Below are 8,467 nucleotides of genomic sequence, written 5' to 3'. Positions count from 1 at the left end.
GTGGTTACCAGGGTGGCGTTGTCGGGGGCCTGGGCGCCGTCGGGCAGCAGCAGCGTGTCCTCCAGGCCGATCCGGGTGTGCAGACCCCGCCGGACCGCCTCGGCATACACCGGCCAGGTGGCCGACCCTTCCCCGTGCAGCAGCACCGGTGGGCGCTCGCCGGCCAGCGCGCCGAGGATCGCGGCAGCGTCGGCGAGCGCCGTCTCGACCTGCTCGGCCATGCACTCGACGAGGATCCGACCGGTGGGCGTGGACCAGCGGCGCCAGGCGTCGACCGCCGCCAGGGTCCACAGGCCGGCCTCGACCATCACGCCGCGCTCGTGCAGGGCGGCGGCGACCTCGGCCGCTCCGGGCTCGTGGGCGTTGACCGAGGCGAAGTCGGGCAGCACCGTCCAGGCGCGGACGGCGGCGACCCGCTCGGCGGGGTCGGGGACGATCCAGGCGCCGGTGCTCACGCCGACCGGCAGGCCGGGACGGGCGGCCCGGATGGCGGTGACCGCCGCGGCGATCACCGCCGGGTCGAGCGACTCGGCGCCGCTGTCGTCGCGCGGGTGCACGTGCACTGCCGCCACCCCGGCGGTCGCGCAGCGCACCGCGTCGGCGGCCAGTTCGGCCGGGGTGAGCGGAACGGCGGGGTGCTCGTCCCGCCGTCTTGTGCCGTTGAGACACGCCTTCAGCACCGGTGTGTGCCTCCCCTGGGTCGGCGGCCGCGACGAGGGCGGCCGGCGGTCAGTCGAGCCGGCGGGAGTCGAGGTCGTTCTCGGCGTCGGCCATCGCGTCGGCGTCGATGTGCTCGGCGAACTCGGCCGCCTCGGCGCTCTGCGCGGCCAGCGCGTCCTTCACCGCTCGGATCGCCACCCCGGCCGGGTAGCCCTTGCGCGCCAGCATGCCGACCAGCCGCCGGAACACCGCGTCGGGCTCACCCCGGGTGCTGCGCAGCTTGCGCTCCACCAGGGCGCGGGCGGTCTGCGCCTCGGTCTCCTCGTCCAGCCCGTCCAGGGCCGCGCCTGCCACCTCGCCGTCGACGCCGCGCTGGCGCAGCTCGTTGGCGAGCGCACGGCGAGCCAGCCCGCGACTGTTGTGCCGGCTGCTCACCCAGGCGCGGGCGAAGGCGGCGTCGTCGACGATGCCGACCTCGTCGTAGCGGTCGAGGACCTGCTCGGCGACCTCCTCGGAGATGCCGCGCCGCGCCAGCGCGCCGGCCAGCTCGGCCCGGGTACGCGGGCGCGCCGCGAGCTGCCGCAGGCAGATCTCCCGGGCCACCTCGGCCTCGTCGCGCGGCGGAGCCGGAGCCTCCCCTGCATCGGGCTCCGCCGCGCGGTCACGGCGTCCCCGGCGAGGCCGGGGCGTACCTGTGGCGTCGCCCGCACGGGGTGGGCCGGCATCCCAGCCCCGGCCCGTACGGGCGCGTCGTCCTGCCACGGATCAGCGGATCAGAAGTCGACCGGCGGCAGTTCCGGGCCACCGGTGGCGTCACCGGCACCGCCGGTGCCGACGCCGAGCTTCTCCAGGATCTTCTTCTCGATCTCGGCCGCCACGTCCGGGTTCTCGCGGAGGAACTCGCGGGCCTTCTCCTTGCCCTGGCCGAGCTGGTCACCGTCGTAGGTGTACCAGGCGCCGGACTTGCGGATGATCGCCTGCTCCACGCCGACGTCGATCAGCGAGCCCTCGCGGGAGATGCCCTTGCCGTACATGATGTCGAACTCGGCCTGCTTGAACGGAGCGGCGACCTTGTTCTTCACGACCTTGACCCGGGTGCGGTTACCGACCACGTCGGTGCCGTCCTTGAGGCTCTCGATGCGGCGCACGTCGAGCCGGACCGAGGCGTAGAACTTCAGCGCGCGACCACCGGTGGTGGTCTCCGGGCTGCCGAACATCACGCCGATCTTCTCGCGGAGCTGGTTGATGAAGATCGCGGTGGTGCCGGTGTTGTTGAGCACACCAGTGATCTTCCGCAGCGCCTGGCTCATCAGCCGGGCCTGGAGGCCGACGTGGCTGTCGCCCATCTCGCCCTCGATCTCGGCGCGCGGCACCAGGGCCGCCACCGAGTCGATCACGATGATGTCGATCGCGCCGGAGCGGACCAGCATGTCCGCGATCTCCAGCGCCTGCTCGCCGGTGTCCGGCTGGGAGACCAGCAGGGCGTCGGTGTCGACGCCGAGGGCCCGTGCGTACTCCGGGTCGAGCGCGTGCTCGGCGTCGATGAACGCGGCGATGCCGCCGGCGCGCTGGGCGTTCGCCACCGCGTGCAGGGCGACGGTGGTCTTACCGCTGGACTCCGGACCGTAGATCTCGACCACCCGGCCGCGAGGCAGACCGCCCACGCCGAGCGCCACGTCGAGCGCGATGGAGCCGGTCGGGATGACAGCCGTCTGCACGACGGGCCGCTCCCCCAGGCGCATCACCGAACCCTTGCCGAACTGCTTGTCGATCTGAGCGAGAGCAAGGTCGAGCGCCTTCTCCCGGTCAGGCCCTGCTGCCATCGTTGCCACCCCTGCCTTCGCCGGCGTCTTTCCTGAGCTTCGCGTCACGCGGGACACGCTAGGCGCTGGGTCCGACAGAAAACCAGCCGACGGGCCGTGAGCTGTGGACGAGCACCCCGCTGTGGACAATAGCCGAACAGGTGTACGACTGGGCAAGCGACACGCGGGATCGACGAAAAGGCTGCTCAGCGTAGTCGGGCGGGCACCCGGTCCGGATAGGCGGCGACCACGGCACGCCACACCACGTGCGTTTGCTCACCGGCGGCGAGGGCCTGCTCGATGGTCCGCCCGCCGAGCTGGGACAGCACCTGGTCCCTGGCGATGCTGGCCGCGTACCCCGGGCCGAACGCCTCCTCCAGCCGCGTCCAGAAGTCGGTCAGCCGCACGTGTTCAGTCCTCCTCGTCGAGTGGTGCAGTGCCGGTACGGCGCAGCGCCAGCGCCACAAGCGGCACCACCGCGATCGCCGACAGCAGGGTGAGCGTCGGGTACCCCACGGCCCGCATGACGAACCCGCTCGCCGCCGCCGCGCCCGCCCCGGCCAGCCCCATGAGCAGGTCGGACAGGCCCTGCACGCCCGGCCGGTCGGCGGTGGGCACCGACTCCGACAGCAGCGTCGAGCCCGCCACCATGGTGCCCGACCAGCCCAGCCCGAGCAGCGTCAGCCCCACCGACAGCAGCGGCGTGTGGTGCCCGGCGGTGCCGGACACCGCGCACGCGGCCAGCAGCAGCGCCACCCCGCCGAGGATCACCGGCCGCCGGCCGACCCGGTCGGTGAGCCACCCCACCACCGGCGACAGCGCGTACATGCCGGCGATGTGCAGGCTGAGCACCAGGCCGACCACGGGCAGCACGTCCTCGTCGGAGTGCCACTCGCCGAGGTGCACCGGCGTCATCGACATGACAGCGACCATCACCAGGTGCCCCACCGCCACCGCGGCGATGCCGAGGCGGGCGGCCGGCCGCCCGCGTACCGTGCGCCACGCGGCGACCATGCCACCGCGGCGGGCGACCGCCGGCGCGGCGCCGGGTGCCGGCTCGGCCGCCGTCAGCCGGCGCGCGGTGAGCAGCGGGTCCGGCCGGAGCAGGACCAGGAGTACGACGGCGGTGAGCATGAACGCGACGGCGCTGAAGGCGAACGGGCCGGCCAGCGCCGGCAGGCCCCAGCCCCGGGTGGTGTCGTCGGCGAGCGCGGCGAAGTTCGGCGCCGCCACCGCGCCGATCGTGGTGGCCCACACCACCAGCGAGAGCTGCCGCCCCCGGCGCTGCGGCTCGGCCAGGTCCACCGCCGTGTAGCGGGCCTGGAGGTTGGCCGCGGTGCCGCCGCCGAACAGCAGCATGCCGACGAAGAGCAACGGCACCAGGCGCGTGACGGTGGCGACCACCACCAGCACGCCGCCGACCGCGCCGACCAGGTACGCGAGGACCAGCCCCGGGCGGCGGCCACGCGCGGTCATGAGCCGGGTGACGGGGATGGCGAGCAGCGCGGCGCCGACGACACCGGCGCTCTGCGCCAGCCCGGCCAGGGCGGTGCCGGCGACCCGGGCGGCGAGCAGCGCGCCGACCGAGATGCCGATGGTGACGCCGATGCCGCCGATGATCTGGGTGAGGAACAGCAGCCGGACGGTACGCCGCTGGATGCCGGCGACGTCGGGCCGGGGCGGGGCCGGCGCGGTCAGGTCGGTGGACATGCGCGCTCCTGGTGAGGACGGATGCCCCATCCTCTCCCGCCGGTCCGTTCGACCGGCAACCCGGTTTCGCTACAGGCCGAGGCCCCGGCCGATGATCTCCTTCATGATCTCGGTGGTGCCGCCGTAGATGGTCTGCACCCGGCTGTCCAGCCACGCCTTCGCCACCGGGTACTCCGCCATGAAGCCGTAGCCGCCGTGCAGCTGCACGCACCGGTCGGCCACCTTGGTCTGCAACTCGGTGGTCCACCACTTGGCCTTCGCCGCGTCGGTCACCGACAGGCGGCCCGCGTTGAACTCGGTGACGCAGTGGTTGACGAACGTCCGCGCGATGGTGATCTCGGTGTCCAGCTCGGCCAGCAGGAACCGGTTGTGCTGGAACCGGCCGATCGGCCGCCCGAACGCCTCGCGGGAGCGGGCGTACTCGACGGTGAGCGCGAGCAGCTTCTCGCAGGCCGCCACCGCTGCGACGGCGATGCTCAGCCGTTCCCGGGGCAGGTTGGCCATCAGGTGGTAGAAGCCCTGGTTCTCGGCGCCGATCAGGTTCTCCGCCGGCACCCGGCAGTCGTCGAAGAACAGCTCGGCGGTGTCGTTGGCCTTCAACCCGACCTTCGCCAGCCGGCGGCCCCGGCTGAAGCCCGGCGTGCCGTCCTCCACCACGACCAGGCTCACCCCGTGCGCGCCCTGGTCCGGCGCGGTCTTGACCACCACGACCACGAGGTCGGCCATCTCACCGTTGGTGATGAACGTCTTCTGCCCGTTGAGGACCAGGCTGTCGCCGTCGCGGACCGCCGTGGTGCGGATGCCCGCCAGGTCGCTGCCCGCGCCCGGCTCGCTCATCGCGATCGCGGTGACCAGGTCGCCGGAGCAGAAGCCCGGCAGCCACCGCTTGCGCTGGTCGTCGGTGGTCAGCTCGGTCAGGTACGGCGCCACCACGTCGTTGTGCAGCCCGAACCCCAGACCGGTGCACCCGGACGCGACGATCTCCTCGTCGAGCACCGCGTTGAACCGGAAGTCGCGCTGCCCGCCGCCGCCGTACTCGGGATCGACGTCCGGGCCGAGCAGCCCGGCGGCGCCGGCGGCCCGCCACACCTCCCGGTCGACGATCCCGTCGGCCTCCCAGCGCTCGTGGTGCGGCACCGCCTCCCGGGTCAGGAACCGGCGGCACAGGTCACGGAACTCGTCGTGGACGGGCTCGTAGAGATGCTGCTCCATGGCGGCCAGTCTGGCACCGCTCACCCGCCCTGGACAGGGGTGAGCGCCGCTCGCAGCCGGCGCTCACGGCGGCCGGTACGCACGGCTTCGGCCAGCACCGCGACCAGGACGATCCCGAACCCGACGGCGGCGAGTTCCCACCCGCCGCGGATCGCGAGCACGATCAGCGGGCCGAGCAACACCACGCCACCGGCCGCCCCGAACAGCGCTCCCCGGCGTATCGCGGGGAGGTTGTCCGCCACCGCCGCGCGCGCCGCCTCGTCGGCGGGTGGCTCGCCCCGGCGCAGCGCGGCCTCGGTGACCGCCCAGGCGGCGGCCCGGTCCGCCTCGGCGGGGCGCGGCTTCCCGAACCGGCTCAGCGTGAAGTAGAACGCGAACCCCCAGATCACCGCGTTCAGGCCGGCCTCGACCACCGCGGCCGGAACGGACCCGTCCCGCTCCCAGAGCCGGATGGGCAGCCACAGGAGGCCGGCGATCAGCACGGAGACCACGTACGGGCCGGGTGCGCCGTACCGGAACAGCGACACACGAGGTCGGGGCTCGGCCATGCCCGGATCGTATCCCTGCGTGTCGATCCGTGTTCCCCCTGTGGACGGTGGCGGGCGGAAGGGAAGCACGTCAGGATGGCCGGATGAGCACACTCACGGGGAAACAGGTCGCCGAGGCCGGGCTGGACGGGTGGACGTACCTGCTGGGGGCGTTGCAGACGCGCATCCGTACCCCCGATTTCGCAGCCGGACTGGCGCTGGTGGCCGCGGTGGGCGCGGAGGCCGAGCGGGTCGACCATCATCCGGACCTGGACCTGCGCTACACCCATGTGGACGTGCGGCTCTGGTCGCACGACGCGGGTGGAGTGACCCAGCGTGACCTGCGGCTGGCCCGGACGATCTCGGCGCTGGCCACCGACGCCGGGCTGACCCTGTCGGCGGCCGGGCTGGCCCGCCTGGAACTCGCGCTGGACACCCCGGAGCACGCGGCCGTGCTGCCGTTCTGGCGCGCGGTCCTGGCGTGGGGCGCGCCGCCCGGCCCGGCCCCGGACGCCGACGAGGTACGCGACCCGGACGGCGTGCTGCCGACCGTGTGGTTCCAGCGCTCCGGCCGGGACGAGCCCCGGCAGCGGTGGCACCCGGACGTGTGGGTCGACCCGGCCGAGGTGGACGCACGGATCGCTGCGGCGCTGGCGGCGGGCGGCACGCTGGTCAGCGACGCGGAGGCGCCGAGCTTCTGGGTGCTCGCCGACCCGGACGGCAACCGGGTCTGTCTCTGCACCTGGCAGCAGCGCTCCTGACTCAGCGCAGCGCCTTGGCCGCCACCTTCAGGTCGGCGACTAGGCCCTCGTAGGCCACGTCCTGGTTGTCGGCGCGCAGCACCGCGGACGGGTGGATGGTGGCGAGCAGCCGGGCCGCCGGGGCGTCGGCGACCGCGCCGGCCCGGTCCACCGGCACCCGCTCGAAGTCCTCCGGGTGCTGGGCGGCGGCGGGCCAGGGCATCAGTTCGCCGCGCTGCTTCGTCACCCGGAACGACGGGCCGAGCAGTGCCTTGGCGGCGGTGGCGCCGAGCACCACCACGATCTCCGGGCGCAGCCGGGCGAACTCGGCGACGAGCCAGGGCCGGCAGGCGGTGACGTGCACCCGGTCCGGGGTCTGGTGGATGCGCCGCTTGCCGCGCAGCTCGAACCGGAAATGCTTCACGGCGTTCGTGAGGTAGATCTGGGCGGGGTCGAGCGCGGCGTCGTCGACGGCCTTGCGCAGCAGCCGTCCGGCCGGGCCGACGAACGGTAGGCCCTTCTGGTCCTCGATGTCGCCCGGCTGCTCGCCGACGAAGACCACGCGCGCGTGTTCGCCGCCGCGGCCGAAGACGGTCTGGGTGGCGTCCCGGTACAGCTCGCAGCCCCGGCAGCCGCCCGCGGCGGCGCGCAGCTCGTCGATGGTGTCCGCCGACGGCGGGATGAACTCCTGCGCTCCGGGGGCGCTCTCGGTCTCGGCCATGCCGACCGTTCTACCCCGTCGGCCGCCGCCCACGCGAGCGCTTGCCGCGATCAGGCGGTGAAGGTCGGGGTGGGCCGGGCGGCGCGGGCGGTCACGTCGACGAGCGCGGGCAGGTCCGCCTCGTCGAGCGCGCTGACCGAGACGCGCACGGCGGGGGCCCCGGCGATCCGGTAGAGCCCGCCGGGGGCCACCGACCAGCCGGCGTCGCGCAGCGTCGTGACCGCCACCGTCTCGTCGGGCACCGGCACCCAGACGTTGATCCCGGTACGCCCGTGCGCGGCCACCCCGCGCGCGGCGAGCCCGCCCACCAGCCCGTCGCGCCGCCGGTCGTAGCTGTCCGCCGCGTGCCGCACCAGCTCGGCGGTGGCCGGGTCGCGCCAGAGCGACACGACCAGGCGTTGCAGCACCGTGGAGACCCAGCCGGCACCGACCCGCGCCCGCCCGGCCACCCGGGCCACTGTGGCCTCGTCGCCGGCCAGCACCGCGAGCCGCAGGTCGGGCCCGTAGGGCTTGCTCACCGAGCGGACGAAGGCCCACGCGGCTGTCGCCCCGGCGAGCGGGTGCAGGGGTACGCGGGCCAGCTCGGCGGCGTGGTCGTCCTCGATGAGCAGCAGGTCGGCGCGGCCGTCGAGCAGCGTCCGCAGCGCCGCCGCCCGCTCGGCGGAGACGGCCGCGCCGGTCGGGTTCTGCGCCCGGCTGGTCACCACGAGCGCCCGGACCCCGGCGGCGAGTGCCGCCCGGACGCCGCCGGCGGTGGGGCCCTCGTCGTCCACCGGCACCCCGACGGTACGCATCCCGAGCGCGGCGATCAGGTCGAGCAGGTTGGCCCAGCCCGGGTCCTCCACCGCCACCGCGTCACCGGGGCGCAGGTGGGCGGCGGGCAGCCGTTCGATGCCGTCGAGCGCGCCGCCGGTGACTGTGAGCTCGGCGGCCGGCACCCCGTCCGCGGCGAGCCGGTCCCGGGCCAGGGCGGCCAGGTCGGGCAGCACGGCGTCGGTCGCGTACCCGCCGGGGGGTCCGATCTCGGCGGCGAGCGCGGCCAGGTGCGGCCCGAGCGGGGGCAGCAGCCGGGGGTCGGGCTGACCGGCGGAGAGG

At 74.5% G+C, this 8,467-nt stretch carries 10 protein-coding genes; 1 reads left to right on the top strand and 9 read right to left on the bottom strand.

Annotation, left to right across the window (positions count from 1 at the left end; all coding sequences use genetic code 11):
• The 7 genes from F8279_RS28055 to F8279_RS28025 form a co-directional block, all read right to left on the bottom strand.
• Positions 1-680 (bottom strand): 3-keto-5-aminohexanoate cleavage protein (locus F8279_RS28055; RefSeq protein ID WP_151501550.1); only part of this gene is annotated, 680 nt, incomplete at its 3' end.
• Positions 681-729: 49 nt separating this feature from the next.
• The gene (locus F8279_RS28050) at positions 730-1,422 is read right to left on the bottom strand and encodes a regulatory protein RecX (RefSeq protein WP_091419853.1); all 693 of its coding nucleotides are present in this window, start codon (positions 1,420-1,422) and stop codon (positions 730-732) included.
• A gap of 11 nt (positions 1,423-1,433) precedes the next feature.
• The gene (recA, locus tag F8279_RS28045) at positions 1,434-2,483 is read right to left on the bottom strand and encodes a recombinase RecA (RefSeq protein ID WP_073830227.1); all 1,050 of its coding nucleotides are present in this window, start codon (positions 2,481-2,483) and stop codon (positions 1,434-1,436) included.
• A gap of 185 nt (positions 2,484-2,668) precedes the next feature.
• Positions 2,669-2,869: a DUF3046 domain-containing protein gene (locus F8279_RS28040; RefSeq protein ID WP_030504158.1), complete on the bottom strand. Its 201-nt coding sequence runs from the start codon at positions 2,867-2,869 to the stop codon at positions 2,669-2,671.
• Positions 2,870-2,873: 4 nt separating this feature from the next.
• Positions 2,874-4,172 carry an MFS transporter gene (locus F8279_RS28035; protein ID WP_151501549.1) on the bottom strand — a complete coding sequence of 433 codons (1,299 nt, stop codon included), beginning with the start codon at positions 4,170-4,172 and terminating at the stop codon, positions 2,874-2,876.
• A gap of 69 nt (positions 4,173-4,241) precedes the next feature.
• Positions 4,242-5,384, bottom strand: a complete 1,143-nt coding sequence (locus F8279_RS28030; RefSeq protein WP_151501548.1) for an acyl-CoA dehydrogenase family protein — start codon at positions 5,382-5,384, stop codon at positions 4,242-4,244.
• A gap of 20 nt (positions 5,385-5,404) precedes the next feature.
• Positions 5,405-5,932, bottom strand: coding sequence for a hypothetical protein (locus F8279_RS28025; protein WP_151501547.1), 528 nt, complete (start codon positions 5,930-5,932; stop codon positions 5,405-5,407).
• An 83-nt stretch (positions 5,933-6,015) separates the two neighbouring features.
• On the opposite strand from F8279_RS28025, the gene F8279_RS28020 reads away from it, so the two are divergent.
• Positions 6,016-6,672 (top strand): 4a-hydroxytetrahydrobiopterin dehydratase, encoded by a 657-nt coding sequence (locus F8279_RS28020; RefSeq protein ID WP_151501546.1) that lies wholly within the window; start codon positions 6,016-6,018, stop codon positions 6,670-6,672.
• 1 nt (position 6,673) lies between these two features.
• Here the strand turns inward: F8279_RS28020 and F8279_RS28015 are convergent, their stop codons facing one another.
• Together F8279_RS28015 and F8279_RS28010 are read right to left on the bottom strand one after the other, a co-directional pair.
• Positions 6,674-7,372 (bottom strand): UdgX family uracil-DNA binding protein, encoded by a 699-nt coding sequence (locus tag F8279_RS28015; protein ID WP_151501545.1) that lies wholly within the window; start codon positions 7,370-7,372, stop codon positions 6,674-6,676.
• Positions 7,373-7,422: 50 nt separating this feature from the next.
• The coding region (locus tag F8279_RS28010) for an aminotransferase class I/II-fold pyridoxal phosphate-dependent enzyme (RefSeq protein WP_151501544.1) at positions 7,423-8,467 on the bottom strand (1,045 nt) is incomplete at its 5' end.

The sequence above is a fragment of the Micromonospora sp. AMSO1212t genome, assembly GCF_008868145.1.
Lineage (GTDB): Bacteria > Actinomycetota > Actinomycetes > Mycobacteriales > Micromonosporaceae > Micromonospora > Micromonospora tulbaghiae.
Note: the sequence above shows the minus strand (reverse complement) of the source record. Positions and strands in the feature narration are given on the sequence as shown.